A 17,748-nucleotide genomic window follows, 5' to 3' on the forward strand; every position below is an offset into this window, starting at 1 on the left:
ATTACTCCTTATTGACTCTTAAAATTGCAAGTTTAATATTTTCAACAAATTCATCAAAAGTTTCTTTTGTTGAAAAAGCAGCCGCTGACGTAGGATTACCACCGCCACCAACTTGCTCACTTATAAATTGTACATTAATATTTTCTAAACTACGTGCAGACATTTTATAATTTTCTTTCTCAGGAACCTTGGCAACTACAAAAGCTGCTTCCCTTCCTTTGATTGCTAAAATTTGTTCACAAGCAATTGAAATCAAATCCAAACTAACTTCTTTATCAATCGCTGCTAAAAAATATCCCGTTTTAATAGGTTTGGCTGTAGCTAAAATTTCTTTAATAACATCCGATTCTTCTTCATTGATTTTTAAAAATTCAGCAGTTTGTAATGGCCTTGCGCCTCAACGAACTAGAGCTGAAATTGAATTAAATGTTGCAGATGTAGTTTGTTTTTTAAATTGTGCTGAATCTACATAGATACCATTTAACAAAATTTGAGCTACCTCTGGATCAATTTGAATTCGTGAATTCATATTTAATAGTATTAAATTTGTAATAATTTCGCAAGTAGAAGAAGCGTTTGTATCAATATAGACATTAGATGGATTAAGTTGATTCTTATTGTTTAATGTAATTCCATGATGATCAAAAATAAATAAATTTTGAGTTTTAGATATATCTAGTAAAAATGAATTTTCAATTCTAGAAAAATCAGAAGTATCAACTAAAATCGAAAGAGTCGAATTACGTTTTAACTTATCATTCAATATTGCACTAGATTGATCTGCTGAAATAAAAATTTTTTCTCAAAAAGATTTATTAATGTTCAAAAAACGTTTGGTAGTGCTATCGAATGTTTTATTTTGAATATAAAAATTAATATTTTTTTTTAAAATTTTTTTAGCATATTGTTTTAAAAAATATCCTAATCCATATGCAGCACCAAAAGAATCAAGATCTGAGTTCACATGACCAAAAAGAACTATATTATCTGTCTCTTTTAGTTGGTTCATCAATAATCTTGTAACATTTTTTAGTGGTACCAACGAACTTTCACCAGAACCATATCCATAAGAACCATAAGAAAAAGGTTTTTTACCAAATTCATAGATCGAAATTTGATTTCCACCACGAATTTTAGAAAAAGCTAAAGCTTCATTAGCTAATCTTTGAATTTCATCTAAATTCGAACTACCAAAACCAAAACCTATAGAAAGTCAAAGATTTTGATTGTTTTTTAGTTTTAATCTTTCATTCCTAAAAACAGAAAAATGCTCTTTTTGTCACTGTTCAAATGTTTCATAGTACATAGTAATCAAAAATTTACCAGAATCTAATTCACGATATAAAAAGTGATATTGTTTTGAAATTTCATCCAAAAATTGAGTAGTAAAAATTTTTAATTTTGAAATATTTTGATCATCTAGTTGAAAATTAGATGAATTTAAATTATCTATTTCAATTTCTCCAATAACTAAAGCTTTTTTTTCATTATTTTTTACAACAGATTCTAGTAAGGTAATATCTCTAATTGAAAATCAATTTTCACTTCTATTAAAATTTACTAAAAAATAATTATTTTCTTTTTGAATTTTAAACTCATTAGGGAATGATTCCAATGTTTTATATTGCGGAAACAAAGAAAAAATATCACGCCCTACAATGTTTTCGCCAAAAACATTGTTTGCGTACTCAGATGTTGATAAGACGTCATAAGTAGATGATAAAATTACAATACCAATATTATTAGAATTATTAATAGAGGCATATTGTTCATAGTAAAAAACGTTATTGTCTATTATATACCTATAAATTCTATAAACACTATAACAAAAACTTATAATAAATAAAACAAAAAAGATTGCACTTAGTGCAATAAATGGGGGTTGCTGTAAATCAGGTTGAAAAATTTTGACAAATAAAACAACTAAAATTAAAATAAAAAAAACAATAGGTGTTAGAAAATTAATTAAAATTTTTTTCATATTAACTTTTACTCTGTTTTAACCTTGCCTACAAAATTTACCATCTTTTTAGGAACATAAATTAATTGATGTGATTCCAGTTTGCTTAAAAATGCTTGAACTTTCGGATTATTTTTACATTCTTCAATAATTTCTTCGCTAGAAATATCTGTAGAAAAAGATAAAATCAACTTAGTTTTACCATTAATTGCAATAGGTAAGTTAAACTCATTAGATTCCAACAAAGATGTATCAAAGCTTGGCCACTGTTGTTGAGATAAATCTTGTTGTCCTAATTTTTCTAACAATTCTTCAGCCATGTGAGGGGCAAAAATTCCAAAAATAATTACAAAATCAATCAAATATTTTTGACTAGGTAATTCTTTAGTTTTATTTAAAAAATTAATGTAAGTCATCATTTTTGATATTGCAACATTAAATTTAAGCTCACTAACTAATGTTGTAACATCAGCAATAAAATTATGATATTGTTTTTCAAATTTTGGATCATTTGTAAGATTTGAATCAAATTTGTAAGTGCCTAAAATAGTTCGATAAACTCTTTTAACTCAACTATACATACCTTTAATTCCATTTCAATCTCACACTTTAACTTCAGTTAACGGACCGATAAACATCAAATATAGTCTTAAGGAGTCTGCTCCGAATTCTTCAACAACATCATCTGGATTAATGATATTACCTTTAGATTTAGACATTTTTTGGCCATCTGTGCCTAAAAGCATCCCTTGATTTACCACTTTAAAAAATGGCTCACTAGTTGAAACTAATTGTGCATCAAAAAGAACTTTATGTCAAAAACGAGAATAAATTAAGTGACCAACAGCATGTTCCTGCCCACCTATATATAAATCAACAGGTAATCACTTTTGAAATCTTTCCATCGCTTCGGGATCTGTAAAATCTAAATAAGTACCATCATCATTTTTTAAAATATAAGCTAAAAAATATCATGAACTTCCGGCTCATTGTGGCATAGTGTTGGTTTCTCGACGATATTTTTTACCTTCATGTTCAAAAAACACTCACTCTTTGGCATTTGCAAGTGGTGACTCTCCGGTACCAGATGGTTGAATTTGTTCCAACTTAGGTAATTCAACCAATTTTTCTTCTAAGTAAATTTTATCTTGTTCATCAAAATAAATTGGAAACGGTTCTCCCCAATACCTTTGACGTGAAAATACTCAATCTTTAATCTTATAAGCGGTTATTGTTCTAGCTAATTTTTGTTTATTTAAAAAATTGAATAAATTTAATCTTGCTTTTTTAATATCTTGGTTATTAAATTGAGATGAATTAATCAATACACCATCTTCAATTACTTGAATAGTAGGCAAGTCAAATAATTGCCCAAATTTAGCATCACGCTCATCATGTGCTGGTACACCCATAACTGCACCACTTCCATAGTTTCCTAAAACATAATTAGTAATATAAGTTGGAATTTGTTGACCACTTAAAGGGTGAATTAAAAATAAATTAGTAAAAATACCCTTAATCTGAGTTGAAATTTTATTACTAATATTACTATTTTGTTGAATGAATTGAGCAATTTCTGGATTAGATTCCATTAACTTTTTGCTAATTGGGTGGTTCATAGACAAACCTATGAAGCTAACTCCAAAAATAGTTTCTAACCTTGTTGTAAAAACTTCAACAAAATCTACTCCGTTTTTCAAAAAAAACTTAACTGCCCAACCTGTAGATTTTCCGATTCATTTTGTTTGTAATTGTTTTAGAGAATCTGGAAACTCAAGACCTTCTAAACCTTCTAATAATTTGTCAGCATATTCTGTGATTTTTAACACTCATTGTTTCATTTGTTTTGCAACAACAGGAAAACCACCACGTTCACTAATCAAATTTCCCTCATTATCTAAAACTAACTCTTCATTTGCAAGAACGGTACCTAACTGTTCACATCAATTTACTTCTGTATCACGTAATTCAGCTAAACCTTTTTTATAAAGTAAACGAAAAATTCACTGAGTTTTTTCATAAAATAAAGGATCTGTTGTGTCAATTTCCTTATCTCAGTCATAAGAAAAACCTAAAGATTGAATTTGTTTTTTAAAATTTGCTATATTTTTTTTGCTAAACTCTGCAGGGTGATTACCAGTGTTAAGTGCGTATTGCTCTGCTGGAAGACCAAAAGCATCTCATCCCATTGGATGCAAAACGTCAAAACCTTGCAATCTTTTAAACCTAGCCACAATATCTGTTGCTGTATAACCTAGTGGATGTCCTAAATGCAATCCTGCAGCAGATGGATATGGAAACATATCTAAAACATAAAATTTCTTATTGTTTTTGTTTTGTGTTTTAAAAACTTTTTGCTCAAGCCAAAAGTTTTGTCATTTTTTTTCAATTAACCTATGATCAAACATAACTCTAATAATTATATTAAAAAACAATTTGTAATAATTATTTTCAATACCTTTCAAGTTTTAAAATTACTATTTTAAATAAATAAAAATTACTAAAACACTATAAAAAGAAACTATTTATAAATTTTAACTAAAAATTTATTTATCTTTGGTTATTAAGTTTTTTTAAATCTACAATTGCTGTTATTTTCCCATTTCAAATATCTACTTCAGATAAAATGATAGGAATTTTAGTTCCAACTTTAAATGTATACTCTCCATTTGATAATTCAAAATCTTCAGGAGCTAATATATAAGGATTTTCTTCAGCACCTGGAAGCTGTCGGGCGAAAATTAAAGCATCAAATTTTTCATCTATTTCAACAAAAACTCCATAATTTACTACCGATGTTATTTGTGCTTGAAAACTTTGACCTATCTGATGTTGCATATACTCAGCTTTTTTAATAGAAACAACTTTTCTTTCAAGAGTTACAGCTCGTCTTTCTAAATTAGTAGTTTGACTAGCTTGTGATTCCATAATATCTTCAAAAGCTTCAAAATCTGTATGATTATCCAATAAAGCATATCTAATAATTCTATGAACTAATAAATCTGGATACCTTCTAATTGGGCTGGTAAAATGAGTGTAAAATTTCGATGCCAATCCAAAATGTCCATCATTATAGGTAGAATATATAGCTTTTTGTAAGCAACGTAAAATACTATATTTTATAAAATTACTATCATCAATGTTTTTGATAATTTCAACTGCTTTAGCAAATTCAACTGAGTTAACATTTTCTTTAATTTGATGTTTTGCTCCAATTTGTCTAGCAATATTGTTAAACACATCTATTCCCGCCTGATCTGGTTTGTGATGAATTCTATATAATAATGGCACTTTTTTTTCAAAAAGAACTTGAGCAACATTTTCGTTTGCTCGAACCATAAAACTTTCAATCAGTGTCTCACCTAAGCCCCTATGCTTAATTTGAATATTTTCAGTATATCCTCTAGCATCCAAAACAACTTTTTGTTCAGGCACTTCCAAATCAACATAGCCTTGATTTAATTTAAATTTCTGTAAAATTCTATGTAATTCCAAAGCAATGTCTAACATTTGAGCTGCCTCATTTTTTTGTTTTTCATTACTTACACCAGGGTTGTCTCAAGAAATATTCTTATCTTCAAAATATTTATTAACTTGATTGTAAGTTAAACGAAATTTTGAATTAATTACAGAAGAATAAATTTTAATGTCTAAATTATTACCTTTTGAATCAATTAAAGCTTCCATGGTCAATGTGTAACGATCAACATTAGGGTTTAATGAACAAATACCATTCGAAAGTTCTTCTGGTAGCATAGGAATTACTGTATGTGGTAAGTAAATAGAAGTTCCCCGCTCTTGAGCATCTATATCTATTGCACTATTTTCTTTAACATAGTAACTCACATCTGCAATATGAACTTTTAAAACATAATTATTACCTTGACGAAAAACAGAAATTGCATCATCAAAATCTTTAGTGTCATCTCCGTCAATTGTAAAAACCATTTCATCACGTAAATCCACTCTATTGCTATCAATTTTATCTACTTTTTGTGAAATTTTTTTGGCCTCTTCACGTGCAAGCTCGCTAAATTTTATTGGTACATTCGATTCAAAAATAGGAATTTTCACATACACAAACTCTTCATTTGCATCACCAATTTCTTTAAGTAAACTAATTTTCAAGGTGTTTCTAAAAAAATCGATAATTTGAACTTGAACAAATTTGTCTGCTATCAAATTCTCTAGGGATTGTCAAACAAAATTAACAGGTTGATGAAAGTTGAAAGGTTCCAATTTAAAACTTTCATTTTTAAACACAACTTTTCCAATTAATACTTTGGTGTTTCGTTGCAAAATTTTTGTAATTACACCATATTTTTGGCCTTCACGGATTATATCTTCATAAACATTAACACGAACTTCATCTCCATCAAGCGAATTTGCGCTAAAACGTGCTGCAACAAAAATACTAGTGCTTTCAGTAGTTTTTTCTTTATCTTCTACAAATCCATAATGAGCATTACGACAACGAAACAAACCAACTTTAGTCTCAATTAATTTCGGCCAATGATAGCGGCCATCTTGAAGTTTGAAAATTGCAAAATCCTTAATTAACTTAACAATTTGTTGCGTAACATCATGGTGCAAGTGTTTGGGAATATTAAAAAAACGCACTATTTCAATGTAGCTTCGTGGTGTTTTTAAAAAAACACTTAATTTATCAGGTGAAATTATCATACTTTTTTATAGTAACCTAATGACAAGAGCTAAAATTATAAAAATAAACCCAGAAATAAACATAGCTCATTTTGTAAATTTTTTAAAACCACGCTCTTTGGATACTTGAAATAAGTCAAGGTCGCTAGAACCTATAAGAGCTCCAGAAAAAGAATTTGAGTGTGGTGACATTAAAAATGATATTAATATCATAAATATTGCTACTATAACAAGCAAAATAACAATAACAGTTGTAATCATAATTGAAATTAAATTGTAAATTATATCATAAATAAAGATAATAATTGATAGATTGAGTCGTAGTAACTACACAAACATTATTTAGAAAGCATTTTTTTATTTTTTAACATTTGTATTTCACTAGGTAATAATTTTCGATATTGTCCTTGTTTTAAATTACCAACACCTAAACCAGCAAATCCTACCCTATCTAAACCAATAACTTTTTTGTGAACGAGTTCAAAAAGTTTTTTCACATGATGATTTGTCCCCCTTCATAAGGTTACAACATACTTCCGACTACTTAGTTGCCTAACAATTTGCTTTGATTTTTTTTGATCTACAAAAACGCTATTAGAATTTAAAAATTCTAGTTCTGATTCAGAAAGTGTAAAATCCACTTTCGCAACATATACTCTCTCAATTTCATTTTTAGGGTGCAATAAATAACTAGTCAAGTCTCCATCATTTGTAATTAACAGCACACCTGTTGTATTAAAGTCCAAACGACCCACAGGATATAAACGTTGACTTTGATTAAAAAAATCTATAACAGTTTTTCTACCAAAATTATCTTTACAAGTTGTTAAACATTCTTTTGGCTTGTTTAATAAATAATAAAATTTTTTTTCTTCTTTTTTTAGAAAAATACCATCTATTTCAATAGTTGCATCTTCATCTACAAGTTGACCAATTTGTGCGACTTGACCATTGACAACCACTCTTTTTTGCTCAATTAATTTTTCAGCTGCTCTTCGTGAGCAAAACCCACTTTGTGATATTAATTTATGAATTTTACTTTTTACTTTCATTTAATATTTCTATCTCCAAAGCTTCAAGTGGTAATTTAACACAAGTCAATCGATTTAAATGATTTTTTGTGTTAACAAAAGCATTTAGATCTCCCAAAACTAAGTCAATTTCTTGATTTTGCAACATATTTTTAAATTTCCCAATAAAATTTGTGATTTCAGAAATATCTTTATTTAATAAAACATTTTCTAAAATATGACAACTAGCTAAAATTAACGCACAACCTGAAGCACAAAAATCAATTTTAGTAATTTTTTGTTTAATGATTTGCAAATCTAGTTGTAATTTATCATCACAAAAACTATTACGATGTAAATAATTAGATTTACAAAGACCTTTTTTTTGCGCAAATTTTTGTGCAGCTTGGCTAATTATAGTTCGACGGGTGCTAAAATCACTATACAAAGCTAAAAAAATCCTTTCTTTTTAAAAATTTAATAAGTTTATCAATATCTTCATAATCATTATAAATAGCCAAAGAAATTCTAACAAAACTTTGTTCATTTAGAACATTCGAAATTAAAGGTACACAAAAATTACCACTTCGAACATAAATATTTTCATGACCTAGTGCAGAAGCGATGTCCTGGGCTGAAAAACCTTCGATATTAAATAAAATAATGTGATCAAATGGCTTAGAATAAATTTTTATATTGTCAATTTCTGATAATTTTAAAAATGCATAATTACTTATTTTTTTTAATTTTTCTTGAATTTTAGCATATTCTAATTGGTTAAAAAAATCTAATGCTGCATCAAAACCTCAAAGTCCTGCTAAATTAGGTGTTCCGGGTTCAAAAGCCTGTAAACCTTTGGAAAAATCAAGCTCAAAATTAATGATAGATGTTGCACCACCTCCAAAAGTGGTTGGTCTTAACAAGTTTAAAAAATTTTTTTTAATAGCTAGAACACCTAAACCTGTTGGGCCAAAAAACTTATTTGTGCTAAACGTAATTACATGAGCTAATTTCAAACTAACTTTTTCCACACTAATAGCTTGAGTGGCATCATTGACAATAATTGCATTAAATTCTTCAGCTTTTTTTCAAATACTCTCTAAATTTAAACTAATTTGTAATGAATTATTCACTTGTGAAAAAGCAATAATTTTTGTTTTACTATTAATTTGATTAATAAAATCTATGGTATAAACTATTTTTGCACCTTTAATTTTTGCTCAATGTAATCAAGGCGTTAAATTTGATGAGTGATTCAAGTAGGAAACTAAAATTTCGTCCCCTGGTTGAATAAAATCTTGAAACATTTGTACAAACAAATTTATTGAATTAGTAGTTCCTGATGTAAAAATAATTTCATCACTTGAAGCTTCAATTAATTTTGCGCATTTATCTCTAATTGCATTAATTTTGCTTTGATTTATAAAGCCCAAATCCGAATTAATCGAGTGACTATTGGTTGCAAATTTTGTGTAAAAATCAATAATAGATGAAATAACAGACTGTGGTTTTTGCATCATCGCCGCTGAATCTAAATAAGTGTTTTTACTTAAAAGTGGGAATTGTAATTTTAAATTATTCATTTTTTTGAAAGTAGAGAATATATTCTATATTTTTAGATTTTTTACCTGTTATAGGCGATTCTATTTTACCAATAAAATTAAAATTTTCCTTTGCAAAGTTTAAAAAACGATTAATTAAGAAATCATGGTATTGTAAATCAACATAACCGCCTTTTCCCACATATTTTGAACTAGCTTCAAATTGTGGTTTAAATAAAACAACAAAATCAGATTTAGCTTTTAGTAAAGTAGCAGCAACTGGTGCGACATAATTCAAGCTAATAAAAGACACATCACAAACAATTACATCAATTGGATGTTCAAAAAAAGTAGGATTAACATTTTTAATATTTGTTTTTTCCATAACCCTAACATTGTCATGAATTCTTAATTTATAATCAAGCTGATTAGTGCCTGAATCTAAAGCATAAACAATTTTGGCTCCATTTAATAAGCAAACTTGAGTAAAACCGCCTGTGGAAGAACCTATATCCAAAACAACTTTGTCCTTAAAATTGAGTTTAAATTCTTTAATTGCAGCTAATAATTTATACGCTCCTCTTGATACAAATTCTTTTTCTTGTTCTACTCTAATATTGTCTGTTTCTTTTATTTTGACATGTGGCAAAAATACAACTTCACTATTCACTTGTACTTTTCCAGAACGAATTAATGATTCAGCATTATCAAAACCTTGGGAAATTAATTTATTTTTTAAAGTCATCTTATTTTCACTTTTTTAGCATTGCCAAAACCTTAATATTAAAATCATTTTCTTCATTCATTAAAGAAACTGTAATTTTGTTAAACGCATTTCTTCGTTTTTGTTCATAAAAAGATAAAAAATTATTAATCTTAATTTTTTTAATAACTCAACTACAATATAAAAAAGTTGCAATATTTTCTCAAAAAAAACAATCAAAAGATATAAACGCAAATTTATAAAAAACTTTTTTTCAATGTTTGAGATTTTCGATATTACGAACTAAACTAATTTCTAATTTAACTAGTTTCCAATACTCTATTTGAAATTTAAAAATTTTTGAAATTTCAAGCAAAACATAAATAAAGTCTTTCCCTAGATTGCCTTTGTAAGTTTGAAATGAAATTTTTTGATTGCTTAATTCATAAATTAATTGATTTTTGTATGGTTTATTAGTCATTTAAATCTCAAGTAAATCGTTATAGTTTGTTTTTTCTTTAAAAAATCCTTGTTGGGAAAGTTTTAAGTAAACTTTTTGTAAAATAGCATTAACAAATTTGTGCTCTTTATCACTGTCTAAAATAAATAATTTAGTAATTTCAATCATTTCATTTATTACAATTTGGTGAGCTAAAAAAAATAGTTCGGCACAACCAAAAATTAAAATTGATTTTAAAAGCGGCAATGTTCTTGCTCAATTTCAGTTTAAATTAAATTCTTTTTCAATATTTCTTTTAAAAAAATTATAGTTTTTAGCTATAAAACCCAACATTTCAAGCATTTTTGCATCTAAATCAGGGTATTTTAAAAATAATTCATTAACATCAAGTTGTTCATTCATTAACTCAAATGAATAAATCAATCCAATCATATCTGTTCTTTGAATATGAGGTATTATAGGTTTTTTATTTCTTTCTTTAGTCATAACAAAATCCAGTTAATTTAATTCATCAAAAATATCTTCACCAATATCAGATAATTCTACTCCAAAATTTCTTGCAATAATATTTCCCACAGTAGCTAAAGAATCTATGTTATCTTTTAAATTTTTTTTTGAATCAACAAATAATTTAGAAAAGATTGTAAGTGGTAAAGCTTCTCTTGTGTGATTTGTCCCAGGAAACATAGGATCGTTTCCATGATCAGACGTAATAATCAATAAGTCATCTTCTTTTAAAGCGTTAACTAATTTAGCTAATTTTATATCAAAATCATTTAAATTTTCTGCGTAACCATCTGGATTTCGGCGATGACCATAACTCGAATCAAACTCCACCAAGTTGACAAAAATTAATTCGTTTTTTGTGTCCTTGGTAGCTCTATCAATTGCAATATCCATATTTTCATTATCGCTCGCAGGTCCAAACACCTCATTAATACCTTGACCAACAAAAATATCATTAATTTTTCCAACAGCAACAATATTGACTCCAGCTTCTTGTAATTTATTCAACATTGTTCTAGGCGGTATATTGGCGTAATCGTGTCGATTGAATGTTCTTGTGAAATCACCATTGTATCCAATATATGGTCTTGCAATTACACGTGAAACATTTCATTCTGAACGAGAGGAACATATTTGTCGAGCAGCTTTAGCATAACGATAAAGATTTTCAAGACCCATTTTTTCTTCATGACCACAAATTTGCAATGTTGAGTCTGGTGATGTATAAACTATTATTTTATTTTCATTAATTTCTTGGTTTCCTAACTCTTTTAAAATTACGGTTCCACTAATAGACTTATTACCTATAATTTTACGGCCATCAAAAGCTTCCTCAAGTTTAGTGATTAATTCTTGTGGAAATCCGTTGTCAAAATTGGGATTAGGCTTTTCTGTAAAGATACCCATCATTTCTCAATGGCCAGCTAATGTGTCTTTTGCATTAGATTTTGCAATAATTTTTGAAACATATGCTAAAGGTTCCTTATTTTTTTTTGTTTGTGGCTCTATCTTAGCAATATTTGAAATACCCATTTTTTTTCAAAAAGGAATATTCAGCAAACCTGTTTTAGAAGCGCTTAAAAAAGTATTTGCTCCTACATCATTAAATTCTTTTTGACGACCATCATCCCCAATTCCTAATGAATCAGTAACTATTAAAAAAATTCTATTAAATTTTGAACTTTTCATATTTTTTGCTTGTTTTTTCCTTTTTTAGTATTATTTTTTGTCTATTTACCTCAATTTTACTAAATTTTAGCAAATGAAGACATATAAGCAAAAAGATTTGAAAGATTGTGGGTTAGCGGTTTTACAATCTGTCTATCACTTTTTTTATAAAAAAACTCTGTCAATAAATGTTTTAAAAAATGAAGCATTTTATTCTCATGATGGAATTAATATTGCAAATTTAGAAAAATTAGGAAAAAATTTTGGATTAATTTTAGATTCATATGGCGGTTCTTTTGAAAATTTAAAAACAATAAACATATCTCAACCTGTAATTATTTTAATTAATGCAGGAAAATTTAACCACTATGTTTTAGTAACTAAAATAACTAAAAAATTTTTTTATTTAATGGACCCTTTAAAAGGAAAAACCAAAATATCGTACTTGGAAATGGAAAAGTTATTTCAAAATGTTGCTATTTTTTGTCAAAAAGATATAACATACAACAAAAAAAGTGAAAAAAGAAGCTGATTTAATTTGTGATTTTTTCTTGAAACTAAAAGTAATTGATATTTAATTTTTTTAGTATTTTTAATAGCTATCACGAATTTTATCTCTGCTCTTTTTTTAAGAACAGTTATTGATAAAGTGTTTCCTCAAAAAGATATTTCACTTTTGATAAAAGTGTCTCTTTTCTTTGTTTGAATTATTGTTTGACGAATTATTCAAGAAACATTTAAAAAAATTTACATGCACAAAATTGAATTAGCAGTTGAAAAAGATGTTTTTGATAGATTTTTTCTTGCCCTAAAAAATGGTAAAAATTTCCAACTTTTAAAACTAGATAACCATGATTATATTAGAAGGATAAACCTGATTCCTAGTTTCGCTTCTTTTACTGCGAATTTTTATTATCACATTTTTAATGAAGTTACATCTTTTGCAATTTCCTTTTTAATTCTTCTTTGAATCGATTGAAAGATGTTTATTTTAATAATTAGTATTAGTGTTATTTATGTAATTGTTGCTGCTTTTGCGCGCAAAAATTTAAATAAAAAACAACAAGTGCTTATTGAAAAACAATTGGACAACCTAACTTCAACACATGATTTAATTTTTTCAATTGTTGATTTAAAAAAAGAAGATGTTTTTAAAAATTTGAAAAAGCAATTTGATGAAAAATATTATAAATACAAAGAGGCTGAATATTCAATGTGAAAAAGACAAACATTTTTATCTGCTTTTAATAATTTTTTATTTAGTCTGGCGCCAATTGCTATTGTTTTTATTTCATCTTTTTGAATTTTTGAAAAACAACTAAAAATTGGAGATTTATTGCTATTTTTGAGTTTTTTTAATTTTTTTATTAATCCATTAACATCTTTTGTTGAAATAATTACAAGCCTTCCTATTTTTTTAAAAGAAGTTGAACTTTTAAATTATGTATTAAATATTGAAAAAGAAAAAAGTGGCAATTATCACGAAAAAATTAGTGACATAAAATTTCAAAATATAAACATTGCCTATAACGGTAAACCTAACTTACTTCATATAAAAAAATTTTTAATTGATAGAGATATACAAATAGTAGGTAAAAATGGTGTTGGAAAATCTACATTTTTAAAACTTTTAAACCAAGAACTAGAATATGGTGGTCAAATAATGATTAACAATTTAGATTTAAATTACTATGACATAAATTTATTAAGAAATAGAATTTGTTATATTAAAAATGAACAATATTTTCCAAGTATAAGTGTTTTTTCTTTTATCACTAATAACCAACCTGAAAAACTTAAAACATTTTTGACCAATGTACAACGTTTTGACTTGCAGAATTATTTTACAAAATGGCAAATTAATCCGGAAACCTTGTTTGTTAATAATGGTTCTAATTTTTCAAGTGGACAAAAACAAATTATTAATTTATTAAAACTTTTAACTCAAGAATTTGACCTAATTTTGCTTGATGAAGCTTTTGAAAATATAGATAGTGATAATTTTGAGATACTTAAAAAAATTATTTTGACTTACCAAAATGAAGCAATAATTGTTGAAGTATCTCACTCTAAAAAATTTATTTCAAAAAAAGGGGAAGTCATTGATATTAAAACTTTATCAAAAAAACTTTTTTAGTTTATTAATTAGTGTTTTATTAGTGGTAATTCTTGCTGGTTCAATTTACTTGTTTTTGCAAATTAAAACAAAAAAAATAATTGATGTCCCAATTATTGTTGATAAAAAGGGCAAATTTACAACTCTAGTAGATTCTAACATTTATTATCAAATTAAAAAAGGTGATTATGCAAGTTTTACTTTTAATTTTCAAACAATTCGCTTAGAAATAATTAAAATTTCTAATATTAAACAAAATATCTTTGAAATAGAGTTTAGCAAATCGCCTGTCTTAAAACCTTTAACTCAAGTTGCTGGAAAATTAATTTTAGGCGAGGAAAAAAATTTTTTTAGCATTTTTTTTAATTAAAAATATACAATTTTAAGTTGAATGATAACAACTAATTTAAATTATTTAAATAATACCCAAAATAAACTAAGGTATCTAAAGGAATTTAAGCAAATTTTAAACTTAATTGCACTTTTGGAAAGATTAAACTACAATTTTTCTATTGATCTTACTTTGATTGAAAGGGAAGAAATGCGTGCAAACTGTTTAGAATTTAAAAACAAGGATTACATCGCCGATGTACTTTCATTCCCTTCGAAAATTCAACTTTTCAATTATGAAGAAAAAACCTTTTTTATAGGAGAAATTTTAATGTGCCCTTCCCAAATTTATGAGCAAGCAAAAACATTTGGACACAGCAATAAACGAGAATTTTGTTATATGTTTGCTCATAGTGTGTTTCACCTTTTAGGTTATGATCACATAAAACCTAATGAAGAAATAGAAATGCACAATAAAATTGAAAACATTATGCAACAATTACAAATAAGTAGGTAATTATGAAATATTTAGAAATATTAGAAAATTTACAAAAAAACGCTTATGCTCCTTACTCTAATTTTCCAGTTTCATCAATAATTATTGATAATGAAAACAACAACTGAAAAGGTGTTAATGTTGAAAATGCCGCTTATCCTTCTGGAATGTGCGCTGAAAGAGTTGCTATTTTTAGTGCTGTTGCATTTGGAAAAAAACCAGGAGATTTTAAAGAAGTGCACATCTTATCAAATAGCGATTTTTTTATTGTTCCTTGTGGTGGTTGTTTGCAGGTACTATCTGAATTTTTAGACGATAGCACTCCTATTTTCATGTACAAAAAAACCGGAGAAATGAAGCAAAGTACTTTAAAAAATTTTTTACCTTTTGGTTTTAATAAAGATTTTTTTTAAATTATGAATAGAAAAACTAGAACCTGCTTTGTTTCAATTATAGGATTACCAAATAGCGGTAAATCTTCTTTGGTAAATTCAATAGTTAATTACCCTATTTCTATTGTTAGTCCAAAAGCTCAAACCACTCGTGATCAAATTAACGGAATTTACACAAAGGATGATCTTCAAATTGTTTTTGTTGATACACCTGGTTTTCACAAAAAAATTAATAAATTTAGTGACGTATTAAATAAAAATGTGTTAGAAGCGCTTGAAGGAATTGATTTAATTTTATTTTTACACCCTGTTAATAAAAAAATAAACGAAACAACTAAAGAGTTATTCCAATCTATTGTAAATTTTAAAAATAAAATTGGAATTTTAACAAAATTAGATTTAGAAAGCGATGATCAACAAATAAATATTCAAGCTCAAAATCTGAAAAAATTAGGTTTTGAAGTTGTTATGGGTTATTCTACAGAATACAAAGTTGCAAAAAGCGATTTAATTAACAAAATTGAAGAATTTGCTTATGAAAGTAATTTTTTTTATGAAGAAGATTTGACAACCAATCAATCTACTAGATTTTTTGTCAAAGAAATAATTAGAAAACACTTACTACTTAACCTCAAAGAAGAAATTCCGCATCAATGTGCCGTTGTGATTGAAAACTTTAGTGAAGAAAATGAAAAATTTATTGAAATTGAAGCAATTATTTATGTTGCCAGAAAATCACACTTACCAATAGTTATAGGCAATGGGGGTAAAATGCTAGAAAAAATAGGAACCGGTGCTCGTAAAGAAACAGAATCTCTTTTAAATACTAAAATAGTTCTAAAAAACAAGGTGAAAATTAACAACAATTGATTTACAAATGAATCAAAAATTAAAAAACTTGGTTATTAACCTAGAGACTTAAGGTTTATAATTATTTTGCTAACAAATTAAAAAAAATATGATAAAATCACAAAATAATAAATGGGGGTGTACTGGCTTTGACAGGTGCTTAAGGAATAGTAGGCAGTGGTGTTGTAAACCTAAATACTATAAAATTCTAAATGCAAACAAAAAAGAATCAGCTAACGAATTTAACTTCGATGTTAACTTATTAGCTAACTCAAACACAAACCTAGCTTACGCTTTTTAATTAAATATATTTCGAGCTAGTCAAACAACCTAAACTTGTGTGGATTGTTTGTTATAAACAAGTTGATTGATAAAATTTGCTATTTATTTATCAATTAAATTAAAATAGCACAATTAATTTGATTTTGTAGTTTTTAAAAAATTAATTGTTATTAAAAAACTAATAAACTGTAGACTATTATTCACTGATGCATGTGGACCGGGGTTCGACTCCCCGCATCTCCACCATATAAAAAACACTAGGTAATCCCTAGTGTTTTTTTAATTTTATTATTAAAATTGGCAAATATAAAATTAGAGTGCTAAATTTAACTATTTTTAATTGTGTTTTGGTAAAATAATTGTAACTTTATTGTAGAAGTTAGTGTAAAGGAGATAGCATGATTCCCAACAACCCACTACATTTTGAAAAAAAACCAACAGTAAGTGAGTTATGAAAAAATGAAAAAAAACAATATCGTTTATGAATATTTTCATATTTAGCAGCTTTGGTATTTAGTTTAATATTAATCACTATTCAAGTGATAATTTTAAATTGAAATAATACTAGCCAAAAAACTGGATTTTTACCAACAGGGGGGGTATTATCTGTTATTTTACTTTTATTTTCTGTCATTAATTTTATAGTTTCTGTGTTTCAGTCCTACAAAAATAAATCATTTATTTTAATAGGGCAAAACGCTTTTATTCCAACGATTCTTGCTCACATTTTTTCTATAGGAATTGCAATTTACGCTCTAAGTGATATTATTTTACCAGGCAATGATGGAAATAAAATTGATCAAGGTTTATATGATTGATTAACTATTGTTACAAGTTTTTTACTTATTCATTCATTATTATTGTTTCCTTTTTTGTTAAGACAAGTTTCAAAGATTCGTAATGAATTTCGTATCTCATATAACTCTGAACAAATAGAAAAGCAAATGGAAGAAATTAAGAAAAACCCTGAACAATATAATGCTTTTATGAATATTTTTGGACAGTTTGGTTCTTTTAGTCAAAATTCAAACTCAACTAACACAACACACACAACCCAAAATTCCAATACAAATGATTCAAAAGAACAAAAAAATCCTTCATCAAATAGCCAATTTACAAATAAAAAAGAAGAACAAATTTTCAACAAAGTTAGTGCTTTATCAATTACAGAACTTTATAGATTAGCTGAAAAATTAGAGATTTCAAGCTACAAAGAAATGAGCACAAAAGAACTAATTAGCATTATTGTTAAAATTTTAAATTCACAATAATA

Annotated in this window: 17 protein-coding genes and 1 other RNA gene; 7 read left to right on the top strand and 11 right to left on the bottom strand. The window is 26.9% G+C overall.

From position 1 onward, the window contains the following. Position 1: 1 nt before the first annotated feature. The 11 genes from ACJHWB_RS02470 to ACJHWB_RS02520 all read right to left on the bottom strand — a co-directional run bounded on the left by ACJHWB_RS02470 (position 2) and on the right by ACJHWB_RS02520 (position 12,031). Entirely contained in the window at positions 2 to 1,981 is a 1,980-nt protein-coding gene (locus ACJHWB_RS02470) for a DHH family phosphoesterase (RefSeq protein WP_483132921.1), read from the bottom strand. An 8-nt stretch (positions 1,982 to 1,989) separates the two neighbouring features. Continuing rightward, positions 1,990 to 4,368 (bottom strand): leucine--tRNA ligase, encoded by a 2,379-nt coding sequence (leuS, locus tag ACJHWB_RS02475; RefSeq protein ID WP_483132922.1) that lies wholly within the window; start codon positions 4,366 to 4,368, stop codon positions 1,990 to 1,992. A 142-nt stretch (positions 4,369 to 4,510) separates the two neighbouring features. Then, positions 4,511 to 6,643, bottom strand: a complete 2,133-nt coding sequence (gene rnr / locus ACJHWB_RS02480) for a ribonuclease R (protein WP_483132923.1) — start codon at positions 6,641 to 6,643, stop codon at positions 4,511 to 4,513. Positions 6,644 to 6,649: 6 nt separating this feature from the next. After that, on the bottom strand, positions 6,650 to 6,883 hold the full coding sequence (gene secG, locus ACJHWB_RS02485) for a preprotein translocase subunit SecG (protein ID WP_483132924.1): 234 nt from the start codon (positions 6,881 to 6,883) through the stop codon (positions 6,650 to 6,652). A gap of 77 nt (positions 6,884 to 6,960) precedes the next feature. Then, complete coding sequence (locus ACJHWB_RS02490; RefSeq protein ID WP_483132925.1) at positions 6,961 to 7,674, bottom strand: pseudouridine synthase; 714 nt, start codon at positions 7,672 to 7,674, stop codon at positions 6,961 to 6,963. After that, positions 7,658 to 8,080 (bottom strand): iron-sulfur cluster assembly scaffold protein, encoded by a 423-nt coding sequence (locus tag ACJHWB_RS02495; RefSeq protein WP_483132926.1) that lies wholly within the window; start codon positions 8,078 to 8,080, stop codon positions 7,658 to 7,660. The genes ACJHWB_RS02490 and ACJHWB_RS02495 overlap by 17 nt, the downstream gene beginning before the upstream one ends. Then, entirely contained in the window at positions 8,073 to 9,215 is a 1,143-nt protein-coding gene (locus ACJHWB_RS02500) for an aminotransferase class V-fold PLP-dependent enzyme (RefSeq protein WP_483132927.1), read from the bottom strand. Before ACJHWB_RS02500 ends, ACJHWB_RS02495 begins: the two co-directional genes overlap by 8 nt. After that, complete coding sequence (locus ACJHWB_RS02505; protein ID WP_483132928.1) at positions 9,208 to 9,918, bottom strand: TlyA family RNA methyltransferase; 711 nt, start codon at positions 9,916 to 9,918, stop codon at positions 9,208 to 9,210. The genes ACJHWB_RS02500 and ACJHWB_RS02505 overlap by 8 nt, the downstream gene beginning before the upstream one ends. Before the next feature lies 1 nt (position 9,919). After that, entirely contained in the window at positions 9,920 to 10,357 is a 438-nt protein-coding gene (locus tag ACJHWB_RS02510) for a hypothetical protein (RefSeq protein ID WP_483132929.1), read from the bottom strand. Further along, on the bottom strand, positions 10,358 to 10,822 hold the full coding sequence (locus ACJHWB_RS02515) for a transcription antitermination factor NusB (protein ID WP_483132930.1): 465 nt from the start codon (positions 10,820 to 10,822) through the stop codon (positions 10,358 to 10,360). Between the two features lie 12 nt (positions 10,823 to 10,834). Beyond that, positions 10,835 to 12,031 (bottom strand): phosphopentomutase, encoded by a 1,197-nt coding sequence (locus tag ACJHWB_RS02520; RefSeq protein ID WP_483132931.1) that lies wholly within the window; start codon positions 12,029 to 12,031, stop codon positions 10,835 to 10,837. 73 nt (positions 12,032 to 12,104) lie between these two features. Here ACJHWB_RS02520 and ACJHWB_RS02525 point away from each other — a divergent pair, with 73 nt between their 5' ends. The 7 genes from ACJHWB_RS02525 (at position 12,105) to ACJHWB_RS02555 (ending at position 17,746) form a co-directional block, all read left to right on the top strand. Next, complete coding sequence (locus ACJHWB_RS02525; protein WP_483132932.1) at positions 12,105 to 14,147, top strand: Mbov_0121 family peptidase domain-containing ABC transporter; 2,043 nt, start codon at positions 12,105 to 12,107, stop codon at positions 14,145 to 14,147. Beyond that, complete coding sequence (locus ACJHWB_RS02530; RefSeq protein ID WP_483132933.1) at positions 14,113 to 14,496, top strand: MAG1140 family protein; 384 nt, start codon at positions 14,113 to 14,115, stop codon at positions 14,494 to 14,496. Before ACJHWB_RS02525 ends, ACJHWB_RS02530 begins: the two co-directional genes overlap by 35 nt. 21 nt (positions 14,497 to 14,517) lie before the next feature. Continuing rightward, positions 14,518 to 14,973, top strand: a complete 456-nt coding sequence (gene ybeY / locus ACJHWB_RS02535) for an rRNA maturation RNase YbeY (protein ID WP_483132934.1) — start codon at positions 14,518 to 14,520, stop codon at positions 14,971 to 14,973. Between the two features lie 2 nt (positions 14,974 to 14,975). Beyond that, on the top strand, positions 14,976 to 15,365 hold the full coding sequence (gene cdd / locus ACJHWB_RS02540) for a cytidine deaminase (RefSeq protein WP_483132935.1): 390 nt from the start codon (positions 14,976 to 14,978) through the stop codon (positions 15,363 to 15,365). A gap of 3 nt (positions 15,366 to 15,368) precedes the next feature. Next, positions 15,369 to 16,253 carry a GTPase Era gene (gene era / locus ACJHWB_RS02545; protein WP_483132936.1) on the top strand — a complete coding sequence of 295 codons (885 nt, stop codon included), beginning with the start codon at positions 15,369 to 15,371 and terminating at the stop codon, positions 16,251 to 16,253. 74 nt (positions 16,254 to 16,327) lie between these two features. Beyond that, positions 16,328 to 16,721: a transfer-messenger RNA gene (gene ssrA, locus ACJHWB_RS02550) on the top strand. Positions 16,722 to 16,873: 152 nt separating this feature from the next. Beyond that, on the top strand, positions 16,874 to 17,746 hold the full coding sequence (locus ACJHWB_RS02555; protein WP_483132937.1) for a hypothetical protein: 873 nt from the start codon (positions 16,874 to 16,876) through the stop codon (positions 17,744 to 17,746). The last annotated feature ends 2 nt before the right edge of the window (positions 17,747 to 17,748 follow it).

It is taken from the genome of Mesomycoplasma sp., from assembly GCF_056854695.1.